This is a genomic window from Streptomyces sp. NPDC054783 (assembly GCF_053611725.1).
In genome coordinates this window covers 139,518-161,526 of record NZ_JBSHAY010000014.1, presented here as the reverse complement: position 1 = coordinate 161,526, position 22,009 = coordinate 139,518, and the positions used below count along the sequence as shown (strand labels likewise).

General features: G+C 70.8%; 25 protein-coding genes. 21 read left to right on the top strand and 4 right to left on the bottom strand.

The window, feature by feature from the left end; genetic code table 11:
- Positions 1-1,272, bottom strand: a complete 1,272-nt coding sequence (locus ACWGJ5_RS24690) for an amino acid deaminase (RefSeq protein ID WP_453311834.1) — start codon at positions 1,270-1,272, stop codon at positions 1-3.
- A gap of 159 nt (positions 1,273-1,431) precedes the next feature.
- On the opposite strand from ACWGJ5_RS24690, the gene ACWGJ5_RS24685 reads away from it, so the two are divergent.
- From ACWGJ5_RS24685 to ACWGJ5_RS24665, 5 genes are all read left to right on the top strand, one after another.
- Positions 1,432-2,475 (top strand): sugar kinase, encoded by a 1,044-nt coding sequence (locus ACWGJ5_RS24685; protein WP_453311833.1) that lies wholly within the window; start codon positions 1,432-1,434, stop codon positions 2,473-2,475.
- On the top strand, positions 2,472-3,233 hold the full coding sequence (locus ACWGJ5_RS24680; protein ID WP_453311832.1) for an IclR family transcriptional regulator: 762 nt from the start codon (positions 2,472-2,474) through the stop codon (positions 3,231-3,233). Before ACWGJ5_RS24685 ends, ACWGJ5_RS24680 begins: the two co-directional genes overlap by 4 nt.
- Before the next feature lie 16 nt (positions 3,234-3,249).
- The gene (locus tag ACWGJ5_RS24675) at positions 3,250-3,660 is read left to right on the top strand and encodes a RidA family protein (protein ID WP_453311831.1); all 411 of its coding nucleotides are present in this window, start codon (positions 3,250-3,252) and stop codon (positions 3,658-3,660) included.
- Between the two features lie 123 nt (positions 3,661-3,783).
- The gene (locus tag ACWGJ5_RS24670) at positions 3,784-5,271 is read left to right on the top strand and encodes a GntP family permease (RefSeq protein ID WP_453311830.1); all 1,488 of its coding nucleotides are present in this window, start codon (positions 3,784-3,786) and stop codon (positions 5,269-5,271) included.
- Between the two features lie 73 nt (positions 5,272-5,344).
- Entirely contained in the window at positions 5,345-5,911 is a 567-nt protein-coding gene (locus tag ACWGJ5_RS24665; protein WP_453311829.1) for a hypothetical protein, read from the top strand.
- 245 nt (positions 5,912-6,156) lie between these two features.
- Here the strand turns inward: ACWGJ5_RS24665 and ACWGJ5_RS24660 are convergent, their stop codons facing one another.
- Positions 6,157-7,875 (bottom strand): chitinase, encoded by a 1,719-nt coding sequence (locus ACWGJ5_RS24660; protein WP_453311828.1) that lies wholly within the window; start codon positions 7,873-7,875, stop codon positions 6,157-6,159.
- Positions 7,876-8,189: 314 nt separating this feature from the next.
- Between ACWGJ5_RS24660 and ACWGJ5_RS24655 the strand changes: the two genes are divergently transcribed.
- From ACWGJ5_RS24655 to ACWGJ5_RS24590, 14 genes are all read left to right on the top strand, one after another.
- Positions 8,190-9,074, top strand: coding sequence for a hypothetical protein (locus ACWGJ5_RS24655; RefSeq protein WP_453311827.1), 885 nt, complete (start codon positions 8,190-8,192; stop codon positions 9,072-9,074).
- 58 nt (positions 9,075-9,132) lie between these two features.
- Positions 9,133-9,840, top strand: coding sequence for a Flp pilus assembly protein CpaB (cpaB, locus tag ACWGJ5_RS24650; protein WP_453311826.1), 708 nt, complete (start codon positions 9,133-9,135; stop codon positions 9,838-9,840).
- Positions 9,841-9,852: 12 nt separating this feature from the next.
- On the top strand, positions 9,853-11,094 hold the full coding sequence (locus ACWGJ5_RS24645; protein ID WP_453311825.1) for a nucleotide-binding protein: 1,242 nt from the start codon (positions 9,853-9,855) through the stop codon (positions 11,092-11,094).
- Between the two features lie 7 nt (positions 11,095-11,101).
- The gene (locus ACWGJ5_RS24640) at positions 11,102-11,482 is read left to right on the top strand and encodes a TadE family protein (RefSeq protein ID WP_228625857.1); all 381 of its coding nucleotides are present in this window, start codon (positions 11,102-11,104) and stop codon (positions 11,480-11,482) included.
- A gap of 1 nt (position 11,483) precedes the next feature.
- Positions 11,484-11,837 (top strand): TadE/TadG family type IV pilus assembly protein, encoded by a 354-nt coding sequence (locus ACWGJ5_RS24635; protein ID WP_453311824.1) that lies wholly within the window; start codon positions 11,484-11,486, stop codon positions 11,835-11,837.
- Between the two features lie 16 nt (positions 11,838-11,853).
- Complete coding sequence (locus ACWGJ5_RS24630) at positions 11,854-13,191, top strand: CpaF family protein (RefSeq protein WP_453311823.1); 1,338 nt, start codon at positions 11,854-11,856, stop codon at positions 13,189-13,191.
- Between the two features lie 7 nt (positions 13,192-13,198).
- A complete protein-coding gene (locus ACWGJ5_RS24625) occupies positions 13,199-14,143 on the top strand; it encodes a type II secretion system F family protein (RefSeq protein ID WP_453311822.1) in 945 nt (314 codons plus the stop codon).
- A 16-nt stretch (positions 14,144-14,159) separates the two neighbouring features.
- The gene (locus ACWGJ5_RS24620) at positions 14,160-15,047 is read left to right on the top strand and encodes a DUF5936 domain-containing protein (RefSeq protein ID WP_453311903.1); all 888 of its coding nucleotides are present in this window, start codon (positions 14,160-14,162) and stop codon (positions 15,045-15,047) included.
- A gap of 24 nt (positions 15,048-15,071) precedes the next feature.
- Positions 15,072-16,580 (top strand): sensor histidine kinase, encoded by a 1,509-nt coding sequence (locus tag ACWGJ5_RS24615; protein ID WP_453311821.1) that lies wholly within the window; start codon positions 15,072-15,074, stop codon positions 16,578-16,580.
- Positions 16,581-16,591: 11 nt separating this feature from the next.
- Positions 16,592-17,347, top strand: a complete 756-nt coding sequence (locus ACWGJ5_RS24610; RefSeq protein WP_453311820.1) for a response regulator — start codon at positions 16,592-16,594, stop codon at positions 17,345-17,347.
- A gap of 125 nt (positions 17,348-17,472) precedes the next feature.
- Positions 17,473-17,670: a Flp family type IVb pilin gene (locus ACWGJ5_RS24605; RefSeq protein WP_228625867.1), complete on the top strand. Its 198-nt coding sequence runs from the start codon at positions 17,473-17,475 to the stop codon at positions 17,668-17,670.
- A complete protein-coding gene (locus ACWGJ5_RS24600) occupies positions 17,670-18,263 on the top strand; it encodes a pilus assembly protein TadG-related protein (protein ID WP_453311819.1) in 594 nt (197 codons plus the stop codon). The genes ACWGJ5_RS24605 and ACWGJ5_RS24600 overlap by 1 nt, the downstream gene beginning before the upstream one ends.
- A gap of 34 nt (positions 18,264-18,297) precedes the next feature.
- Positions 18,298-18,879, top strand: coding sequence for a hypothetical protein (locus tag ACWGJ5_RS24595; RefSeq protein ID WP_453311818.1), 582 nt, complete (start codon positions 18,298-18,300; stop codon positions 18,877-18,879).
- Positions 18,880-18,886: 7 nt separating this feature from the next.
- Positions 18,887-19,510, top strand: coding sequence for an OmpA family protein (locus ACWGJ5_RS24590; RefSeq protein WP_453311817.1), 624 nt, complete (start codon positions 18,887-18,889; stop codon positions 19,508-19,510).
- Positions 19,511-19,850: 340 nt separating this feature from the next.
- Here the strand turns inward: ACWGJ5_RS24590 and ACWGJ5_RS24585 are convergent, their stop codons facing one another.
- The gene (locus tag ACWGJ5_RS24585) at positions 19,851-20,243 is read right to left on the bottom strand and encodes a DUF3224 domain-containing protein (protein ID WP_453311816.1); all 393 of its coding nucleotides are present in this window, start codon (positions 20,241-20,243) and stop codon (positions 19,851-19,853) included.
- On the opposite strand from ACWGJ5_RS24585, the gene ACWGJ5_RS24580 reads away from it, so the two are divergent.
- Complete coding sequence (locus tag ACWGJ5_RS24580) at positions 20,236-20,373, top strand: hypothetical protein (RefSeq protein WP_453311815.1); 138 nt, start codon at positions 20,236-20,238, stop codon at positions 20,371-20,373. The genes ACWGJ5_RS24585 and ACWGJ5_RS24580 overlap by 8 nt on opposite strands.
- Positions 20,374-20,613: 240 nt before the next feature.
- Here the strand turns inward: ACWGJ5_RS24580 and ACWGJ5_RS24575 are convergent, their stop codons facing one another.
- Positions 20,614-21,024 carry a DUF192 domain-containing protein gene (locus ACWGJ5_RS24575; RefSeq protein WP_453311814.1) on the bottom strand — a complete coding sequence of 137 codons (411 nt, stop codon included), beginning with the start codon at positions 21,022-21,024 and terminating at the stop codon, positions 20,614-20,616.
- Positions 21,025-21,118: 94 nt separating this feature from the next.
- On the opposite strand from ACWGJ5_RS24575, the gene ACWGJ5_RS24570 reads away from it, so the two are divergent.
- On the top strand, positions 21,119-21,997 hold the full coding sequence (locus ACWGJ5_RS24570; protein ID WP_453311813.1) for an LLM class flavin-dependent oxidoreductase: 879 nt from the start codon (positions 21,119-21,121) through the stop codon (positions 21,995-21,997).
- Positions 21,998-22,009 lie beyond the last annotated feature (12 nt).

Here is a 22,009-nt window from a genome sequence, read left to right as displayed (position 1 = left end):
CTAGAAGAACGTGCGGACGTAGTCCACGACCGTCCCGTCGGCCTCGGCCACCGGGATCAGCTGCCACTTGTCGAACGACGTGCACGGGTGGGACAGCCCGAGGGCGATCCAGTCGCCGACCTCGATGTCCGCGCCCGGTTCCGTGCGCAGCCAGGCGTGCTGGTCGGACAGCCCGGTCACCGTGATCCCGTCGGCGGGGCGCTCGACACCGTTCCGGCGTACCACCTGGGCGGTGGGCAGGTCCAGGTCGTAGGCCGCGTCGCGCTTGCCCGCGTTGACGAAGGCCTGCTCCGGGGTCGGCCGGGACACGACCTGCGCCCACAGCCGGAAGGCGGGCTCCAGGGCGCCCTCCTCCGGGACCCGGGTGAAGGGGGTGAGCCTGCGGTAGTGCCCGTCGTCGTGCGAGACGTACGCCCCCGAGCGCAGCAGCTTCAGCGCGGGCAGCGAGAGCTCCGGGATCTCCTCGAACACCTCGGCCACCGCGTCGAACCAGGCGCTGCCGCCCGCGCTCACCACGATCTCCTGCGCGTCCTTGAGGAGTCCGGCCCCATCGAGGTCGGCGGCGAGCACCACCAGCCGCCGCAGATACGCCCGCACCCGCTCCGGGTCGGCCCGCGGCACCTCGCCCTCGTAACCGGCGACGCCCACGAGCCGCAGCGTCCGCGCACGGGCCACGGCATCGGCGACGGCCCGGGCCTCGGCCTCCGTCCGTACGCCGGTCCGCGCGCCGTCGCCCGCGCCCAGCTCGACCACCACGTCCACGGGCCGGGCGGAGCCCTTGAGCGCGGCGTCCATCAGCTCGGCAGCGCGCACGGAGTCGACGTAACAGATGAACCGGAACCCGGGATCGGCGGCGAGCTCGCCCGCGATCCAGCGCAGTGCCGAGGCGTCGACCAGCTCGTTGGCGAGGAAGACCCGCTGGATGCCGAACGCCCGGGCGACGCGCACCTGGTGGGGCACCGCCAGCGTGATGCCCCAGGCACCGTGCTCGATCTGGCGGTGGAAGAGCTGCGGGGCCATGGAGGTCTTGCCGTGCGGGGCGAAGGCGAGGCCGTGCCGGGCGGTGTACGTCTCCATGAGCGCGAGGTTGTGTTCCAGGCGCTCGGCGGACAGGGCGAGGACGGGCGTGGTGAAGCCGTCGGCCTCGGCGAAGAGGTTGCGGCGCTGGGCGGCCAGCTCGCCGACGGTGAGGCCGTCCGCGTCCGGCGGGAGGCCCTTGAAGCGGTGGTCGACGCGTTCCTCGGCCAGCCGGGCGAGCCCTTCGCTGCTCATGGAGCCCCTCTCCTGTCGTTGCACTCTCTGCAACGGTCATTGCATGGATTGCTGAATGGTGTCTAGCATCTCGCCGACATCGGGTCAACAGAACCGAGACCCGGGCATCGAACAGGAGTCATCATCAACGACGCTGCTTACGCCGTGAAGGGTGCGGTCATGGAGGTTGTGGACGTGGTCGCGCTCGGCGAGTCCATGGTCACCTTCCTGCCCAGCCGGCCGGGCCGCCTCGCGGACGTACCCTCCTTCGACCGCGCGATCGGCGGCGCCGAGTCCAACGTGGCCTGCGTGCTGGCCGCCGCCGGGCACACGGCGCGGTGGGTGAGCCGGGTGGGAGCGGACGGGTTCGGGCAGCACCTGGTGGAGGGGATCGCCGGGTACGGGGTCGACACGAGCGCCGTGCGCACCGACGCGACCCGGCCCACGGGCATCTACTTCCGCACCGCGGCCGACCGCGCGACCGACACCCACGAGGTGGCGTACTACCGGACCGGCTCCGCAGCCTCCGCCATGGACGTGGGCAACGTGGACCTGGCGGCGGCGCTGGCGGGGCGCGTCCTGCACCTGTCCGGCATCACGGCCGCCCTTTCCGGCGAGTGCCGTGAACTGATGCACGAGCTGACGGCCCCCCGTCCCGGCCGGCCGCTGGTCTCCTTCGACGTCAACTACCGGCCCGCGCTGTGGCGCGACACCCCTGACGGACCCGGCGTACTGCTGGAGTTGGCGCGGCGCTCGGACATCGTGTTCGTCGGGGACGACGAGGCACGTGCCGCCTGGGGGCTGCACGGCGGACGATCCATCGTGGCAGCACTGCCCGAACCGGCGATCGTCGTCGTCAAGCAGGGCAAGGGCGCAGCGACCGCCTTCGACCGGAACACCGACGGCATGGAGGACGCCGACGGCACCGCCACGTCCGTCCGGGCCCCGAACGTCGACGTCGTCGCTCATGTCGGCGCCGGAGACGCCTTCGCCGCCGGATTCCTCTCCGGCACCCTCCGCCGGCTGCCCCCGCGGGACCGCCTACGGCTCGGCCACCTCTTCGCCGCCGCCGCCCTCACCACCCCCGGCGACCTGGCCACACCCCCCGCCCGGGACCACGCCGACCGCCTGACCGCCCTGGACGACACCGCATGGGGGAGACTTCGACTCGCCCCCGGCTGGACGCAGGCCGCGCGGGCCACACAGGAGGCGAACACCCCATGAGCCAGACCGTAGACCGCGCCCTGAGCATCCTGCCGCTCCTCGCCGAGGGGCCCGCCGACCTCGGTCAGGTCGCCGACCGCCTGGGCGTGCACAAGTCCACCGCACTCCGCCTCCTGCGCACCCTGCACGAGCACGGCCTCGTCTACCGCCAGTCCGACCAGCGCTACCGCCTCGGCGCCCGCCTCTTCGCCCTCGCCCAGGAGGCGATGGAGAACCTCGACATCCGCGAGATCGCCCACCCCCACCTCGTACGGCTGAACGAGGCCTGCGGGCACACCGTGCACCTCGCCGTGTACGAGGAGGGTGAGGTCCTCTACATCGACAAGGTGGACAGCCGCTACCCGGTCCGCATGTACTCGCGGATCGGCAAGCCCGTCGCCATCACGGTCGCGGCCGTGGCCAAACTCCTCCTCGCCGACCTGCCCGAACCCGAACGCCGCACCCTCGCGGACAAGCTCGAATACCCCCTGTACACGGCCCGCTCCATCCCCAACGCCCTCGCCTTCCTGCGGGAGTTGGAGAAGGTCCGCGAACAGGGCTGGGCCACCGACCTCGGTGGCCACGAGGAGTCCATCAACTGCGTCGCCGCCCCCATCCGCGGCGCCGACGGCCGCGTGGTCGCCGCGATGTCGGTGTCCGCGCCGAACGTGGTCGTCACCGCCGAGGAACTCCTCACCCTGCTCCCGCAGGTCCGCCGTACCGCGGACGCGATCAGCGGCGAGTACTCCGGAAGAACGCCGGTCGGTGACCCCGAATGACAGACAAGGACCGTGCATGACCGAGAAGACCGCGCTCACCCCGAAGACCCACACCACTCCGCCCGCCAAGTTCTCCCACGGCGTGAAGAAGGGCAACATCCTCCAGGTCGCCGGCCAGGTCGGCTTCCTGCCCGCCGAGGAGGGCAAGCCGCCGACACCGGCCGGTCCCACCCTGCGCGATCAGACCCTCCAGACCCTCGCCAACGTCAGGGCGATCCTCGAGGAGGGCGGCGCGAACTGGGACGACGTGATGATGATCCGTGTCTACCTCACCGACGTGGACCACTTCGCCGAGATGAACGAGATCTACGACGCCTACTTCGAGGCGCAGGGCCTCGCCCAGCCGCCCGCCGCCCGGACCACGGTCTACGTCGGTCTCCCGGCCGGCCTCCTCATCGAGATCGACGCGCTCGCCGTACTCGGCTGAGCACCTGACGACCCCTCACCATCCGCACGTCCCTCCACGGCACGGCGGCCCCCACCCCCGGGCCGCCGTGCCGCGATCCCCCCCTGCCCGAAAGCACGATGAACTTACGCAGAGGACCCCCGTATGCCCCTCACTTCTGTCATTTCCGTGGCCGCTGCCGCGCCCGCCACCCCACCCCACACCGGAGGCCTGCTCCTCCTCCTGAACGGCACCCCCGGCCTCCTCACGGTCGCAGCCCTGGGCATAGCCCTCCTGCTGTTCCTGATCATCAAGGTCCGGCTGCAGCCCTTCGTGGCCCTCCTGGCCGTCTCCATAGCCGTGGGCCTGCTGGCCGGCCTGTCGGTCACCGAGCTCTTCGGCACGGTCCAGCGTTCCGACGCCGTCTCCACCATCGAGTCCGGCATGGGCGGCATCCTCGGCCACGTCGCGATCATCATCGGCCTCGGTACGATGCTCGGCGCGATCCTGGAGGTCAGCGGCGGCGCGGAGGTACTGGCGGCCCGCCTGCTCGGCCTGTTCGGCGAAAAGCGCGCCCCGCTCGCGATGGGCCTGACGGGCCTGATCTTCGGCATCCCGGTCTTCTTCGACGTGGGCATCTTCGTCCTGGCCCCGCTCGTCTACGCGGCGGCCAAACGCGGCGGCAAGTCGATCCTCCTCTACTGCCTGCCCCTGCTGGCCGGCCTCTCCATGACCCACGCCTTCCTGCCCCCGCACCCCGGCCCGGTCGCCGCCGCGGGCCTCCTCCACGTCCAGCTCGGCTGGATCATCCTCATGGGCATCGTCTGCGGCATCCCGGCCGTCCTGGCCGCCTGGGCGTACTCCGCCTGGATCGGACAGCGGATCTTCGTCGCCGTACCGCAGGACATGGTCGAGGCGGCGGAGGAGGCCAAGCAGGCGGTCGCGGCCGAACAGCGCGCCCAGGGAGTGGAACCCCAGGAGCGTCCGGTCCCGCTCGCCACGGTCCTGGCCATCATCGGCACACCGCTCATCCTGATCCTCGCGGCCACCTTCTCCTCGATCGCCCTGGACCCGTCCCCCGCCCGCTCGGTCCTGGAGTTCCTCGGCCACCCGTTCGTGGCCCTGACCATCGCCCTGCTGATGGCCTACTACCTGCTGGGCCTGCGCCGCGGCTGGTCCCGCAAGTCCCTCGAGACGGTGTCCACTTCCTCGCTCAAGCCGGTCGGCAACATCCTGCTGGTGGTGGGCGCGGGCGGAGTCTTCGGCGCCGTACTGAAGGCGAGCGGGGTGGCCCAGGCCCTTTCGGACACCTTCCACGGCGTGGGCCTGCCGGTGATCGTCCTGTCGTACCTGATCTCGCTGGTCCTGCGGGTGGCCCAGGGCTCGGCGACGGTGGCGATCGTGACGACGGCGGGCATCGTGGCGCCCCTGCTCTCGGAGGGCCACCACCCGCAGCCCTTCGTGGCCCTGGTCATCATGGCCATCTCGGCCGGCTCCATCTTCGCCTCGCACGTCAACGACGGCGGTTTCTGGATGGTGGCCAAGTACTTCGGCATCAGTGAACGGGACACGCTGCGGACCTGGACGGTCCTGGAGTCGGTGCTGTCGGTGGCGGGGTTCGCGGTGGCGGCGGTGGTGAGCGTGTTCGTGTGAACGTGACGTGAGTGAAACCGGGGATGAGCGGGCTGACTGGTTCCGGCACAGGGAAGTCGTCCATACTGCCGCCGTGGAGCAGCGCATAGGAGCGAGCAGCAAGCCGTCCGAGGCCGAGCCGTTGAAGGCCGAGCCCCTGACGGGCGCCGGTTTCGACCCGGCGTTCATCCCCGGAATCACGGTTCCGGCACAGGCCGGATCCGGCGAGCCGGAGCCGGAGGACGCGGTGGCGTCGGCGGAGCCGGCGGAATCCGCAGAGCCGGAGGACTCGAAGGCGCCCGAGAAGGCAGAGGCGACCGGGGCGGCCGGGACGTCCGAGGAAGCCACGGAGTCCGCGGACGGCGAAGGCCCGGACGGCGGCCCGGTCTTCGAGGCCTCCGACCGCCGGGCGAAGATCGTGGCCGACCGCAAGGGCGTCCGCCTCCGCTTGGACGAGGAGGCCTGCGAGTTCCGCTGGGACGAGATCGCGGCGGTCGAGACGGAGTCCCCCCGCTTCGGCAAGCGCTACACGATCACCGTGCACACGCCGGACCGCCGCTGGTTCCCGATCGAGATCGAGGCGACGACGAAGTCCCGCTTCAAGGAGTGGGACGAGCAGTTGGACGCGGTGCTGGACGCGTACTTCGAGGACGCCGAGTAGTCCCCTTCGGAGCGTCAAGCCGGTGAACGAAGTCACGCGAACCACCGGGGTCCGGTGAGACAGCGCGGCACATCGCTGCTTCTGTGTGCGGGAGTCGGACGAGGGGCCGGGGGACGGAGACCCGTCCATGATCGCCGCGCCGAGCCGTCCCGGACGCCTGTTCGTTCCCTGCTTCAACAACATGCGGCGATGCCCGGGCCCCTCCCAGGGCCCGGGCATCGTCACATCACCGGATGGATCTCATGTCACGGCAGCGCGTGCACATGCGCCCCCACCGCGTTCGACCAGGCGTTCCCCGCCGACGCGTCCCAGTTCGTCGACCAGGTCATCGCGCCCCGCAGGTCCGGATAGGTCGTGGACGGCTTGAAGGTGCCGCAGTTCGTGCCGGCCGTCAGGCAGTCCAGGGCGTTGTTCACCACTGTGGGTGATACGTAGCCGCTGCCCGCCGCGCTGGTCGACGCCGGGAGGCCGAGGCCCACCTGGGACGGGGCGAGGCCGCCCTGGAGCTGGATGCAGGCCAGGGCCGTCAGGAAGTCCACGGAACCCTGGCTGTAGACCTTGCCGTCGCAGCCCAGCATGGAACCGCTGTTGTAGTACTGCATGTTGACGACCGTGAGGATGTCCTTCACGTTCAGCGCCGTCTGGAAGTACCCGTTCGACGTCGACTGCATGTCGATCGTCTGCGGGGCCATCGTGATGATCAGGGACGAGCCCGCCTTCGCGGACAGGGCGCGCAGCGCCTGCGTCATGTACGTCGCGTTGAGGCCGTTCTCCAGGTCGATGTCCACGCCGTCGAAGCCGTACGTCTGCATGAGGGAGTAGACCGAGTTCGCGAAGTTGGTCGCCGACGTCGAGTCGCTCACCGACACCGTGCCGTTCTGGCCGCCGATCGAGACGATCACCTTCTTGCCGGCCGCCTGCTTGGCCTTGATGTCCGCCTTGAACTGGTCGACGGTGTAGCCGCCCAGGCCGGAGGAGTCCAGGTTGAAGGTGACCGCGCCCGGCGTCGACGTGGCGTCCGCGAAGGCCACCGCGATGATGTCGTACGACGACGGGACGTCCGACAGCTTCTGGACCGTCGCGCCGTTGTTGAAGTTCTGCCAGTAGCCGGTCACCGCGTGCTCGGGCAGCGCGCCCCCGCCGCCGCCGCTGCTGCCGCCGGAGCCCGTCGTGGCGGACGCCGTCGCCGACCTCGCCGACTCGCCCGCCGCGTTCGTCGCCGTCACCTGGAAGGAGTACGCGGTCGAGGCCGTCAGGCCCGTCACCGTCGCCGAGGTGTTTGTCACCGCCGTCACCTTGGTGCCGTCGCGGTAGACGTTGTAGCCCGTCGCGCCCGAGACCGGGGACCAGGACAGCGAGACGGAGGAGGACGTCGTACCGGAGACCGTCACACCGGTGGGAGCCGCCGGGATCGTCGGGGCCGGGTCGCCGCCTCCGCCGCCGTCGGGGCCGTAGACCGAGACGTCGTCGGCGTAGTAGGCCGCCTGGCCGTACCAGCCGTGGGTGTAGGCCGTGACCGATGTCGTCGACGCGCCTGTGGTGAAGGTCGTCGACAGCTGCTTCCAGGTCGTCGTGTCCGGCGTCCACGTGGACACGTCCGTCGTGCCCGTGCCCGTCACGCCCAGGTAGGAGTAGCCGCCCTGCACCCACGCGCTCAGCGTGTACGTCGAGTTGGGTTTGACCGCGACCGTCTGGGTGCACTGGGCGTCGTCCTGGCCGGCCGGGGTCGCCTTCAGCGCGGAGGAACCGGAGTGCACCGGGGAGGAGACCGTCGTGCCGCTGCCGGCCGTGCACGTCCAGTCGGACAGCCCCGACTCGAAGCCGGCGTTCGTGACGTTGTTGACGTCCGCCGCGGAGGCCGGGGTTGCGGCGAGCCCTGCGACGGAGAGGGCCAGGGCCGTGGCGGCGGACCACAGGGTGATTCGCCGTCCACGGGGTCTGGGTATGCCTGGTGCATGGTCCACTGGGGCCTCCGGTGGGGAAGTGGAGTTCGGAGAGGGAGCCTTGGCGGGGAGGGGAGAGGGGAGGGGGAGATGCGGTGGCCACCGTTGGGCATACAAGTTGGTCCAGACCAATCTGGGTGTCAAGAGGTCCAGACCAAAAGCGTTTCCGGTTCGCCGCTCAACCTGTCCGTATTTGGCGTGAGTTGTGACCAGACAGTTCCATGCGGGCTTCACAAACGCTGTTCTCCGGTCATACGGCCGTGGATACAGTGCTCACGTAGTCACGCAGTGAAGTCGTCCTGGCGCACGGGAGTTACCTCCGTGGGCCGGCGGGTGTGAAGAGCGGGGAGTTGCGCGTGCCAACTGCCATTGCCGTGACCAGTGCCGACATGGCACTGCCGGCGCAGGACGAACGGACCATGCCGGCCGTCGTGCTGGGCGGCCTCGACCAGCGGCCCCTGGAGCACGCGCTCACCGAACTCCACACCCTGACCGAGCAGTACGGGTATCTGATCGTCGTCTGCTCGACCGCCACGCCGAAGACGGTCGTACGGCGGCTGCACACCCTGCGCTCGCTGCTGGAGAGCGACCGTATCGCCCTCTTCCGGCCCGAACTTCCGCCCCTCGGCATCGCCGTGCTCGCCCGGCAGCTGCGGCAACTCGCCTCCTGCGACCTCAGCCCGGGCGTCCTCGCCTCCGCCGGGCGGCTGCTCACCCACTACATCCACGCCGGTGCCGTGCTCGGCTCGGTCGCCAGGCTGGACCGCGTACCGGTCGGCCTCAAGGCGCACGCCAAGTCCTGGGTGCCCGGCAGCCAGTTCGCCGTACTCGCGCATCCCGAACCGCAGCTCGTGCGCACAGGTCCCGGCGTCACGCTCAAAGGGCCCGAGTTCAACACCTGGATGCTCGTCGCCAAAGGGCAGCAGACGCAGGGTGACTGGGTCTCCGGGCTCGCCGGGCAGTGGAGCGTGCACGGGCTGCGCGAGGTCCCGCTGCCCGCCGAGTCCCCGGTGTGGTGGGGCACGGGCCGCATGACCGAGTTCTGCAGCTACCTCGCCGATCTGTCCGTTCTCTACCAACTCGTCACGTCGGTACGGCAGACCGCCTGTCACTGGTGCGGGCTGGACGTCATCGGCGACCGCTGTGTCTTCTGCTCCGCCACCCCGCCCGCCCACGAACCCGCCGCGCCCCGCGCCCTGGAACAGCGCACGCCCGCCTGACCCGACCAGCACGCCCCCAGCCCGCTCGACCGATTCCCCCAATGAGGTTGCACGGTTCATGAACTCCCGTCAGCGCCGCGGCGTGATACTCCTGATCCTGTCGGTCCTGTGCGCTCTGGGCGCGTTCGCCGGCGTGCTCTCCGTCGTCCACAACGTCAATTCCAAGGTCGGGCCCGAGGTCACCGCCTATCGGGTGCGCTCCGACGTGAAGCCGTACACCACCCTGGACGCCGGCCAGTTCGAGAAGACCGAGATGCCCAAACGGTGGCTGTCGGACAACGCGGTCACGGATCTGCGGCAGATCCAGGGCAAGATCGCGGTCACCACCCTGCGCAAGGGCTCCCTGCTCCAGACCGACATGATCGTCGACCAGCCCGCCCTCCAGCCCGGACAGCAGGAGGTCGCCATCATGATCGACGCGGCGACCGGCGTGGCGGGGAAGATCACCCCGGGTTCGCACGTCAACGTGTACGCCACCTTCGCCGGAAAGAAGGAAGGCGACCCGGACCAGTCGAAGATCATCGTCACCGACGCACGGGTCCTCGACGTCGGCCAGATCACCGCCCTGGACCCGGACCAGAGCAAGAACCAGCAGCAGCCCAGCGAGGCCGTACCCATCACCTTCGCGCTGTCCAGCCTCGACGCCCAGCGCATCACCTACGCCGAGTCCTTCGCGCAGCGCGTCCGGCTCGCCCTGGTGGCCCCCGGCAGCGAGACCAGCGTCCCGGACAAGGACCGCACCTACGAACTCGCGACGGACAAGTGAGAGGCGGCCCGCATGCCTACCAGGATCCTCCCGGCGGGAGCCGACCCGGACGCCGTACGCTCCCTCACCACCCTGCTCAGCCAGCTCCCCGACGCCGAACCGCAGCCACCGGTCGGCGACTCCACCCAGCTGGTCGACACCCTCGCCCGGCTCGCCGCCGAGTCCGTGGACGAACTGCCCGAGGTCGTGGTCGTCCACGAGCGGATCGGCCCGGTCCCGGCCCTGGAGCTGATCCGCGAGGTCGCGCTCCGCTTCCCCGCCGTCGGCGTCATCCTCGTCTCCACCGACGCCGGCCCCGGCCTGTTCTCCGCCGCCATGGACTGCGGCGCCCGCGGCCTGGTCGCGCTCCCGCTGTCGTACGAGGAACTCGCCAGCCGGGTCCAGGCGGTCGCCCAGTGGTCGACGGGGGTACGGCGTCATCTCGGCCACGGCGCCTCCGACGTGCTCGGCGGGGTCGGCGGTACCGTCGTCACCGTCAGCGGTGCCAAGGGAGGCGTGGGCGCCACCTTGGCTGCGATCCAGCTGGCCCTCGCCGCACAGGCCTCCGGCCGGCCGACGGCGCTGGTCGACCTCGACCTCCAGGCCGGTGACATCGCCTCCTACCTGGACATCCAATTCCGGCGGTCCGTCGCCGACCTCGCCGCCATCACCGACATCTCGCCCCGTGTCCTCGCCGACGCCGTCTTCCGCCACGACACCGGGCTCGCCCTGCTCCTCGCGCCCGGCGAGGGCGAACGCGGTGAGGAGGTCACCGACCGCGCCGCCCGCCAGACCGTCAGCGCCCTGCGCTCCCGCTACGAGGTGGTCGTCGTCGACTGCGGCGCCCAGCTGAGCGGTGCGGGCGCCGCCGTGGTGGAGATGGCCGACATCGCGCTCCTGGTCACCACCCCGGACGTCATCGCCGTCCGCGCCGCCAAACGGACCGTACGGATGTGGGACCGGCTGCAGATCCGCAAGGCCGAGGAGACGACGGTGGTCGTCAACCGGTACACGCGCAGTACGGAGATCCAGCCGGCGCTGGTGCAGCGCATCACGGGCACGGCACTGGCGCGCACGGCCGTACCCGCCAACTTCAAGGAACTGCAGGCGACTGTGGACGCCGGCCGGGTGCACGAGCTCGACAGCAGGAGTTCCGTGAAACAGGCGTTGTGGGCGCTCGCGGGGGAGTTGGGACTGGTGAGGGCGGCCGACGGGGCTGCGGGCCATCGGGGGAGCGGGCGTGGCCCGGGCGGATTCCGGCGGCGGAAGGAGTGAGTGCTCCATGAGAAGGCCGGGTGGGGACCGGGGACAGGTGAGCATCGAGTTCCTCGGGATGACGCCGCTGATCGTTCTGACGCTGGTGCTCGTGTGGCAGGCCGTGCTCGTGGGGTACACCTTCACGCTCGCCGGGAATGCTGCGGATGAGGCGGTGCGGGCGGGGACGGCTGCGGCGCCCGGTGGCGCGAGGGATGCGGCCTGCTCGACGGCGGGACTCAAGCACCTGTCGGCGGCGTGGAGGGGGAGCGCGGAAGTGTCCTGTGGCGGGAGCGGCTATGTGACGGCCGACGTCAAGCTGCACGTCCCCGTCCTCTTCCCCGGCCTGATCGACTTCCCGGCCACGGTGACCGGCCACGCCGGCGCCGTCGAGGAGGTGAAGCACTGAGATGCCGTACCGACGCGGACGGCGGGACAGGGGCCAGGTCGCCATCGAGTACCTGGGGTTCATCCCGATCCTCCTGATCGTGGCCATGGCCGGCATCCAGATCGGGGCCGTCGCCTACGCCGCGGAGCAGGCCAGTACGGCGGCCCGGGCGGGGGCGCGGGCCGCGTCCCTGGAGCAGGACCCGCAGCAGGCGTGCGCTCAGGCGGTCAGCGGCGCACTCACGGTGCGGTGCGACAGGGGAGGCGGTGCTGCCGGCTCGGTCACCGTCACCGCCACCGTGGACATCCCCCAGATCGTCCCCGGCTGGCACTTCGACCCCGCCGTCAAGTCCGCCACCATGCCGCTCGACCACTAGGCGAGGAGATGCCGACATGAGCCTGCGGGCACGCATCAGCACTCCGGAGGAGCACGGCAGCCGGGGCGAGGACGGGCACCTGGTCGCCTCCTACCGGGCCAAGCTGCTGGAGGAGATCGACCTCGCGGAGATGAGTTCGCTCGCGGCGGCCGAACGCCGGGCACGGCTCGAGCGGGTGCTCGGGCACATCATCAGCCGTGAGGGCCCGGTGCTGTCGACCGGGGAGCGCTCGCAGCTGATCCGCCGGGTGGTGGACGAGGCGCTGGGCCTCGGCATCCTGGAGCCGTTGCTGGAGGACGCGTCGATCACCGAGATCATGGTGAACGGCCCCGACGCGATCTTCGTCGAACGAGGCGGCCGCGTCGAGCAGTTGCCCCTGCGGTTCGTCTCCTCGGACCAGCTGATGCAGACCATCGAGCGGATCGTGTCCACCGTCAACCGGCGGGTGGACGAGTCGAACCCGATGGTCGACGCCCGGCTGCCCTCCGGCGAGCGCGTGAACGTCATCATCCCGCCGCTGTCGCTGACCGGCCCGATCCTCACCATCCGCCGCTTCCCGCGCTCCTTCACCCTGCAGGAGCTGATCTCCTTCGGCTCGCTGGACGAGCACATGGTGTACCTGCTGGCGGGGCTGGTGCAGGCGAAGTTCAACATCATCGTCTCCGGGGCGACGGGCACCGGCAAGACGACCCTCCTCAACGCCCTCTCCGGGCTGATCCCCTCGCACGAGCGCATCATCACCATCGAGGACTCCGCCGAGCTCCAGCTCCAGCAGACCCACGTGGTCCGGCTGGAGTCGCGGCCGCCGAACGTCGAGGGCAAGGGCCAGGTCACCATCCGCGACCTGGTCCGCAACTCCCTGCGCATGCGCCCGGACCGGATCGTGGTCGGTGAGGTCCGCGGCGGCGAGTCCCTCGACATGCTCCAGGCGATGTCGACGGGCCACGACGGATCGCTGGCGACCGTGCACGCCAACAGCGCGGAGGACGCGCTCACCCGGCTGCAGACCCTCGCCTCCATGTCCGACGTGGAGGTCCCCTTCGTGGCCCTCCACGACCAGATCAACAGTGCGGTCGACGTCATCGTCCAGCTCACCCGGTTCGCCGACGGCGCCCGCCGGATCACCGAGATCGCGCTGCTCGACAGCCACGGCGGGGAGCCGTACCGGATCGCGACCGTGGCCCGGTTCGACGCGCAGCCCATGACCCCCGACGGCCGCGTGTACGGCAGCTTCCAGTACTTCCCGCTGCCCCGCCGTGCCGCCGACCGCCTCTACATGGCGAGCCAGCCCGTCCCCCAGGCCTTCGGAGTCGCCCACTCCGCGGACCAGCTCGCCACCCGAGAAGCCAGGTAGGCCGCCCATGGAACTCCACACCCTCGTCCAGCTCACCACCGGCGTGACGCTGCTGGCCTGCGTCCTGGCGGTGGCCGGCGTACACGCCTACGCCTCCGGCCGGGCCCAGCGCGCCGCCCTCGTGGACCGGCTCACCCACACCGGCCCCGCCCCGGCGACCGGCCGCAGGCGCCGCTTCCGCGACCTGGACCGGCGACTGCGCCGCACCCGCCTCGGCCGCCGGCTGGAACTCCGGCTGGCCGCGACCGGGCTGGACGTCACCCCGGGCGAGTTCTTCGTCTACATCCTCGCCACGGTCGCCGCGCTCTGGCTGATCGGACAGGCCACCCTCGCCCCCTTCTTCGGCCCCCTCGCCGGCCTCCTCGGCATCTGGGCGGCGGTGCAGTTCCTCAACTGGCAGCGACAGAAACGCATCGAACGCTTCATCAACCAACTCCCCGAACTCGCCCGCATCCTGGCCAACGCCACCCAGGCGGGCCTCGCCCTGCGCACCGCCATCGGCATGGCGGCGGAGGAACTGGAGGCCCCGGCGGGCGAGGAACTGGCCCAGGTCAGCGACCAGTTGGCCATCGGCCAATCCCTCGACGACGCGCTGGGCGAGCTGGCGGACCGGCTGCCGTCCCGGGAGCTGGTCGTCCTCGTCACGACCCTGGTCCTGTCCAACCGGGCAGGAGGCCAGGTGGTGTCGGCCCTGCGGAACCTGACCGAGACCCTGGAGGAACGCAAGGAGACCCGGCGCGAGATCCGCACCCAGCTCTCCCAGGTGACCATGACGTCGTACGCCGTCCCCGTCCTCGGAGTCGGCGCACTCTTCCTCATGAACGGCGTCAAGGACGGCGCGCTGGCCCGCATGACCGGCTCACCGGTCGGCCAGGCCTGCGTGCTCATCGCGTTCGCCATGTACGCCGTCGGATTCGTCCTCATCCGGCGCCTGAGCCGGATCGACGTGTGAGGGGGGCGGCCCGGTGATCGGACTCCTGCTCGCACTCCTGATGGGCGTCGGCGTCTGGGGCGCCTTCGCCGGCCTGCGCATGTACCGCGCGGAGGCGAAACTCCCCGGTGACCTGGCGGTGGCCCTGGAGGTCGGCGCCACCCGCACCGGCGCCGTGGGCTCGGTCATCGACCGGATGGGCATGCGCTACGCCCCCGCCGTGCTGCGCCTGATGGGCCCGCGCCTGGTGGCCAAGTACCGCCGCAAGATCGACCTCGCCGGCAACCCCGGCGGCCTGACCATCGACCGCTACGCCGCCCGCCGCGCGGTCTACGGCGCGCTGGGCGCGGTCGGCTGCCTGGTGTTCCTGCTGCGGGGCCAGTGGTTCGTGGCCGTGCTCCTGCTCCTGTTCGGCGCCTTGTGGACCGAGGTCGGCATCTGGTCGGCGATCCGGGTCCGCAAGGACGTCATCGAGCGCACGCTGCCGGACTTCCTGGACGTGCTGGCGGTGGTGGTCAGCGCGGGGCTGGGCTTCCGCCAGGCCCTGGACCGGGTGGCGACGAGGTACGAGGGCCCATGGGCGGACGAACTGCGCATCACCCTCCGCCAGATGGACCTCGGCATGAGCCGCCGCCAGGCCTTCGCGGAGCTGAGGCGGAGGAACGACTCGGAACAGGTGGCGATGTTCGTGACGGCCCTGCAGCAGGGGGAGGAACTGGGCGCCCCCATCGTGGACACACTGGTCTCGCTGGCCAAGGACATGCGCCGCACCGACGCCCAGAACGCTCGCCGCAAGGCCGCCCGCGCGGTGCCCAAGGCCACGCTGATGATCACCACGTTCATGGTCCCGGCCACGATGCTCCTGCTGGGCGCGGGCCTGATCCTCGGCTCCGGCGTGGACTTCGGCTCGCTCACGGGGAAGTGAGCGGACGTGACAGTGGCGGGACTGATGGGACGCGGCGCAGGAACCCACTTCGGCGGCGGCCGGGTGCGGGCGGCCGCCGGCTGGTTCGTACGTCAGGCGGGCCGTGCGGGCCTTCTGGGCCGTGGGAGCAGGTCGAAGCCGGCGGCCGGCACGGCGGACGGAGCCGGCCCTGCGGTGGACCATGCCGCAGGCCCTGCGGTACTGCCCTCGGAGAAGATCCAGATCCGTGCACTGCAGGCGATGTGCCGGCAGGTCTTCGGCTTCCGCCTGGCCATGATCGCCCTGGCCGCGCCCGCCGCGCTGCTGCACGCGGCCCCGGGCCTGGGCGCCCGCCTCGTCGGCGCGGCCGTGGTCGTCACCTTCATGGTGTCCTACGTCCTCTTCCGCGACTGGGAGCGCTTCGGTCCCCTCCTGCTGCGCCACCCCAGCCTCCTCGCCGCCGACACCCTCTTCGGCTCGTTCCTGCTGATCTCGGCCGGCCCGGACACCACCCTCGCCTACGTCAGCGTCTGCACCCCGCTCCTGGCAGGACTGGTCTACAGCTGGCGGGGCGCGGCGTGTTTCGCCTCCCTCCAGTCCCTGATCCTCCTCCTGGTCCACGCCACCCTGAAGGCCGACCGCCACGCACCGGTCGCCGAGGCCCTTCTCCTGCCCGGCCTGTGCGTCATCGCCGGCGCCATGGGCTCGACCCTGCGCAACCTGATGCTCCGCTTCGGCGCCGCGACCCACGCCCTGACGACGGTCCAGGCGCGCCTCGCCGCGGCAGAGGCGGTGAGCGCGGAACGCGCCCGGCTGGCACGCGAGATGCACGACTCCGTGGCCAAGACCCTGTACGGCGTGGCCCTCGCGGCGGACGGCCTGGCGGCGACGGCCTCGACGGACACTCCCGACCCCGACCACATCCGGCAACAGGCGGAACTGGTGTCCCGCTCCGCCCGCAGGGCGGCGGCGGAGTCCAGGGAACTCCTGACGGACCTGCGCCGACAGCAGCCGGATGCGCTCGACGCGGGCGGGACGACGGTGTGGCACGAACTGACCGACGTAACACGCGACTTCACGGCCCGCACGGGCCTGAGGGTCACCTGCTCCTGGCCGAACGACAGCGACGGGGAAGTAAGCGGCGGGGAAGTAAGCGGCGGGGAAGGCAGCGGCGGTCGGGACACGACCCGGAACCGCCTCCTTCCCGCTCTGCCCGCCCCCCTGGCCCGCCACCTCCTCTCCATCACCACGGAAGCGCTCGAGAACGCCTACCGCCACGCGTGCGCGACCCATGTGGAGGTGAGGGCGGCGCTGCACGGAGGTCTGCTGCGCCTCACGATCCACGACGACGGCCGGGGCCTCCCGCCCGGCACCACACTCGAACGGCTCCGCGACTCCGGCCACTTCGGCCTGCTCGGCATGGTGGAGCGGGCCGGGCAGGCGGGCGCCCGGATCCGCATCGGCCGGGGTGGCCATGAGCGCGGTACAGAGGTGCGCGTGGAAATTCCCCTGTCGTCCCTGAACGGCTCCGACCCCGCATCTCGGGAACCCTGAGAGGAGGCGCCATGCAGCACAGTGACCCCTGGCCGGAGGCCCCCTCGCCACCGCCTCCCCCTCCCCTTCGTCTGCTGGTGGCCGACGACAACCCCGTGGTCCGGGCGGGCCTGACGGCCCTGCTCTCGGGCCGCGCGGACACCACAGTGGTGGCGGAGGCGACGGACGGCCGGGAGGCGTACGAGGCGGCCGTACGGCACCGCCCGGACGTCATCCTCCTCGACGTCCGCATGCCCGGGGTCGACGGAATCTCGGCATTGCCGCACCTGGTGCGGCTGGCGCCGGTCATGATGCTCACCTACAGCCACGAGACGGAGACGGTGCGGGAGGCGCTGCGGCTGGGCGCTGGGGGATACCTGGTGCACGGCGAGTTCACGACGGAACAGCTGGTGCGCGCGGTGCGGGATGTCCGGGAGGGGCGGCCGCATGTGACTCCGGGCGCGACGAGGGCGTTGCTGTCAGAGCTGCGATCGAGTGCACCTGCACACGCGGAACCCCAAGTCCCGCAATTTTTGGGAAAAAAGTCGCCCCAAATTCTTTCGCAACTGCAATCCTCCATGGGACAGTCAGTCCGTTCGCGTTTCCGGCTGAGCGCAAGGGAGGCGGAGATCATGGACCTCATCGCATCCGGCATGACCAACCAGCAGATCGCCGCCGCCTGCTTCATCTCCGAGAAGACGGTCAAGAACCACATCAACCGCATCTTCACCAAGCTCCAGACCACCACCCGGTCCCAGGCGACCGCGAAGTGGCTGGGGGTGGCCTGAGATGGGTGCCTGGGGGAGCGGACGGCGGAGGGAATGGGTCCGGGGTTGGGTCCTGGGGCCCTCTCGCGGGCGCGGCGTTCCGGCCTACGTTTTCCGGATCGGAGGCGAGTCCGGAGGGGACCACCATGAACAACTGGTTCAACACCACCGTCGCGTACCTGCAGGCCCGTGTTGCTCGCAGCGACAGGGGGCAGACCGCGGTGGAGTACCTCGGCATCATCGCGGTGGTGGTGGCGATCGTGTTGGCGATCACGGGCACGAGCATCGGCCAGACGATCTTCGATGCGATCAGGAACAAGATCTCCGAAGTCACCGGCGGCTGATGCCTCCACGCCGCGACGCAGGGCAGGCCTTCCCCATCTACATCACGGTGGTGGCGGGCCTGCTCTTTCTTGCGTTGGCCTACCTCGCGGTCGGCCAGGCGTCGGTGAATCGCAGCGGGGCCCAGACGGCGGCCGACGCGGCAGCGCTCGCGGCGGCCCAGAGCGAGCGTGACCAACTCGCGGCCCAGTGGGTGAAGGTGCTGCCCGACCCCGCGAAGTGGCAGGCCGTTTTCGAGGGCAGGGCGACGTTCGTCGGGCCCGACCCGTGCCGGCGGGCCGGTCAACTCGCCGAGCAGAACGATGCCGTGCTGAACGGCTGCTTGCCGCAGGGGTTGCTGGCGTACCGGGTCGACGTGAAGACCAACAAGTCCGTCGGGCGGTCTGTCGTGCCCGGGTCGGAGAACTACCAGTCGACGGCTTCCGCCACCGCCGAGATCAAGTCCCTCTGTACCTTCGAGCCCCCCGCCGGGGGTGCCGGCGGGGACGCTCTGCCCCCACTCACCTGCAACGGCAAGGTCTGGCATCTTAAGCCGGACGACACAACGGGGCTGCCGAAGCCCGAAGACCTCTTCGACGTCCACCTGGCCGACTGACGTGCGAACGATCAATGACGAAGGAAGCGGAGCGATGAGCATTCGGTTCACTGCGAAGGCCCGCAGGGGGATGGTCGCATTGACCGTTGCGGCTGGTCTGGCTGTCGGGGTGGCCGGCTGCGGCGGAGGAGCCGGCGACGACAAGAAGCCGCACAGTTCCGCGTCCGCTTCCCAGGGAGGCAACTCCGGCCCGAGCGCCCAGGAGGGGCAATCGGACCAACCGTTGGCCGAACTGAAGGGCTCTGATGGCCTGCTTCTCCAGATCACCTCCGCGCAACGTGATTCCGGCGGCTTCGTCACCGTGAACGGCACCCTGAAGAACGACGGTGCCGGTGACCTGCTCATCCCGTCCGCACTCAGCGGAAATGAAACCGAGATCACCAGGAATGGTCCGTCCCTGGGCGGAGCCACCCTTGTCGACTCCAAGGGCAAGAAGCGCTACTACGTACTGCGCGACACAGAGGGCCGCCCGCTCACCACAACCGGCCTCGGCACGCTCAAGGCGGGTCAGTCGCTACCGGTCTTCATGCAGTTCCCTTCGCCGCCCACAGGCACCACTGAGGTGACCCTCCAACTGCCCACCTTCTCCTCCGCCACCATCAAGATCTCCGGGTGAGGCCGAAGTGACCACCCCGACCACCCCCCGTCTCGCCCTCACCCTCACCGCCGTCACCCTCCTCCTCGCGGTCACCCCGGCCCGGGCCGACGACACGGATCCGAGTCAGCCCCCGGACACCGCGCCCTCCGCCGCCGCCCCGGTGAAGGTCGACCCCACCGACCCGGACCTCAAGCTCCCCGAGGGCGCCACGCTCGCCGCGCCCAAGGTGCTGGACATCAAGTCGGTCGTGGAGGACCAGAGCGGGGACGAGCGGCGCGAGGACACCAACGCCGACGTCACCTTCGCACTGCAAGCCGAGGTGCTCTTCAGCAAGGACAGCGCGAAACTCGGCGACGAGGCGAAGGGCCGTATCGCGACCATCGCCGAGGAGATCAAGAAGCAGAACGCGACCCAGGTCCGCGTTTTCGGCTTCACGGACAACCTCGGCTCCTCCGCCCACGGCGACGTCCTGTCCAGGCAACGCGCCAACGCCGTACAGGCCGTCCTGGACCAGGACCTGAACGACCCGAACGTCACCTTCGAGGTCCGCGGCTACGGCGAGCAGTACCCGATCGCCGACAACTCCACGGAGGAGGGCCGCAGGAAGAACCGCCGCGTCGAGGTGTCGTTCCCACGCTCGGAGAGCTGACGGCATCGACAGAGGCATCGGGTGTATGCGCCGCCATGTATACACATGGCGTGCCGACGTCATGATTCGCGTGCCCGCCGAAGTCCGTGACCAGCTCGCCGCCGTGGCGGAGGCGCGTGGAACCAGTCTCCGTGCCCTCATGCAGGAGATAGCTGAGGAATCCCCGGTGATGCGGCACAAGGCGCGGGAGGCCACCGCCGCTCACAGGGCCGCACCCGCGGAGGCGGAGCCCTTGTCATGCGGTGAAGACGCGGGGCCGCACCCGCGAATCACTCCGCGAGATCCTGCTCCGCGTCGCAGCAGAACGGCATGGTGCGGTGGCGCAGGCTGCGGCGGAACTCTAGGAACCTTCACCCACCTCGTACTCGAACCAGATCCGATGGGTGCCGTCCGCGTCGATCCGCAGACCGCCGGCCCCTCGGATCCCGGTCAGCGCCTCCGTCCCGCTTCCCGGCACGATCACGAAGAACTCGGCCTCTCTGCCCTCCCCGCGGGTCGTCGCCGAGTGGACGAAGTTGAAGGTGCCGCTCAGACCGCCCAGCGTCCCTTCGAAGGACTCCATGGCGACGACTGATGAGCCGCGACGAACACACCACCTCCTTCCTGCTGTACGCCCCGGAGAAGAACCCCCGCGGCCGGCAGCTCGACCTGAACACGTTCGGGGGGGCGCTCCGCGATGCCTTCCCCGAGACCGGATGCCAGCCCGAGGAGGCCACCCGGCGCGTGTGGGCATCTGGGTACTGTCCGCCGACGGGACCGGGTTCGACGGCTTCGCCGACAACGAGACACGGGACACCATCGCTCTCCAGGGCCACACGGTCGCCGAGGTGGCCCCCTTCATCGCCTGGCTGCGCGACGCGTAAGTGGCGTCGCCCGACCTGATCCGCTGCACCACTGGAGCGGCGTTCGCGCGCGGCATCGAGACCGACTGGTGCATCCCCGCCACGGGCGGGATCGACCGGGTCGAAGAGGAATTGCGGCACCATCTGCTGGTTGTGGTCGGCGGGCAGGCGCCGAGGCGGGACACCGCTGGGCGGCAAGGGCACAGGGGCTCCGCTCGCAGCCTCGGTGGCATGCCGGCGCGCACAGGGAGACGGTCGGGGTCACGCCGGCTCCACACTCACCCGAACCCCCGCCCGCACCCCCCACCCCGCCATCGCCCCCGCCTCCGCCTCCAGCACGTGCCGGGCCCGCAGGCGGGGCAGGCCCAGGCGGCCCGGGGGCATGGTGCGGACGGCGAGGACGGTCAGCCGGCGGTCCAGGTAGGCGACGTCGATCGGGATGCGCATCCCGAACGTGTGCACACTGCTCGCCGGTGTCAGCAGCATCGCCCCGGCGACCGCGTCCCGGCCCAGCAGCCCCTTCGTCCGGGCCCGGTAGGAGGCCGCGATCTCCAGGGGGAGGGTCATAGGGGCGGCGGTCGGCTTCTCGCCGTCCTCGTCCCTCAGCGCCTCCCCGTCCTCGCCCCTCGGAACGATCAGTCTCCCCGACCCGTCCCGCCAGCGTCTTCCCATGTCCCCTGTCCCCTCCGCGGCCCTGCGGCGCAGACAACTCGCCGGTGGCAAAACCCGGTTGCCACCCCGCCTCCTCCCCACTAGGAAGAGGTCCATGACTGCACTCGGTGTCGTATTCCGCCCCCAGCTTCCCCCCGAGCGGCTGCGGGCGGTGGCCCGCGCGGCGGATGAAACAGGGCTTGAGGAACTCTGGTTGTGGGAGGACTGTTTCCGGGAGGGCGGGATGACGACCGCCGCCGCGGCGCTCGCCTGGACCGAGCGGGTGCGGGTCGGCGTCGGGCTGCTGCCGGTGCCCCTCAGGAACGTGGCGCTCACCGCGATGGAGTCCGCCTCCCTGCACCGGATGTTCCCGGGCCGCGCGACCCTCGTCGTCGGGCATGGCGTGCAGGACTGGATGGGGCAGGTCGGCGCCCGCCCCGCCTCTCCGCTGACCCTCCTCGGCGAGCATCTCGGCGCCCTGCGCGCCCTGTTGGCAGGTGAACGGCTCACCGTGCGCGGACGGTACGTCTCCCTGGACGACGTCGGCCTCGACTGGCCGCCGGAGGGTGCCGTGCCCGTGTTCGCCGGCGCCACCGGGCCGCGCACCCTCCGCCTCTCCGGCGCCAAGGCCGACGGTACGGTCCTGACCGCCGCCACCTCCCCGGACGGCGTACGCCAGGCCCGGCAGCTCATCGCGGAGGGGCAGAAGGAGGCAGGGGGTGATGCGTCGCGGCCGCACCGGGTCGTCGTGTATCTGCTCGCCGCCACGGGGCCCGGCGCCGACGCCCGGCTGCGGGCCGAACTCGTCGCCGAGGGGCTGGGGTCGGCCACGGATGTGGGGGTGGCGGGGGACGCGGGCGCCGTCGCCGCGGCCGTACGGCGGCTCGCCGAGGCCGGTGCCGACACCGTCGTGCTGCAGCCGACCGGGGACGAGTCCGATCCGGAGGGGTTCGTGCGGTTCGCCGCCGAGGAGGTCCGGCCGCTGCTGGACTGACCTGACAGGGGG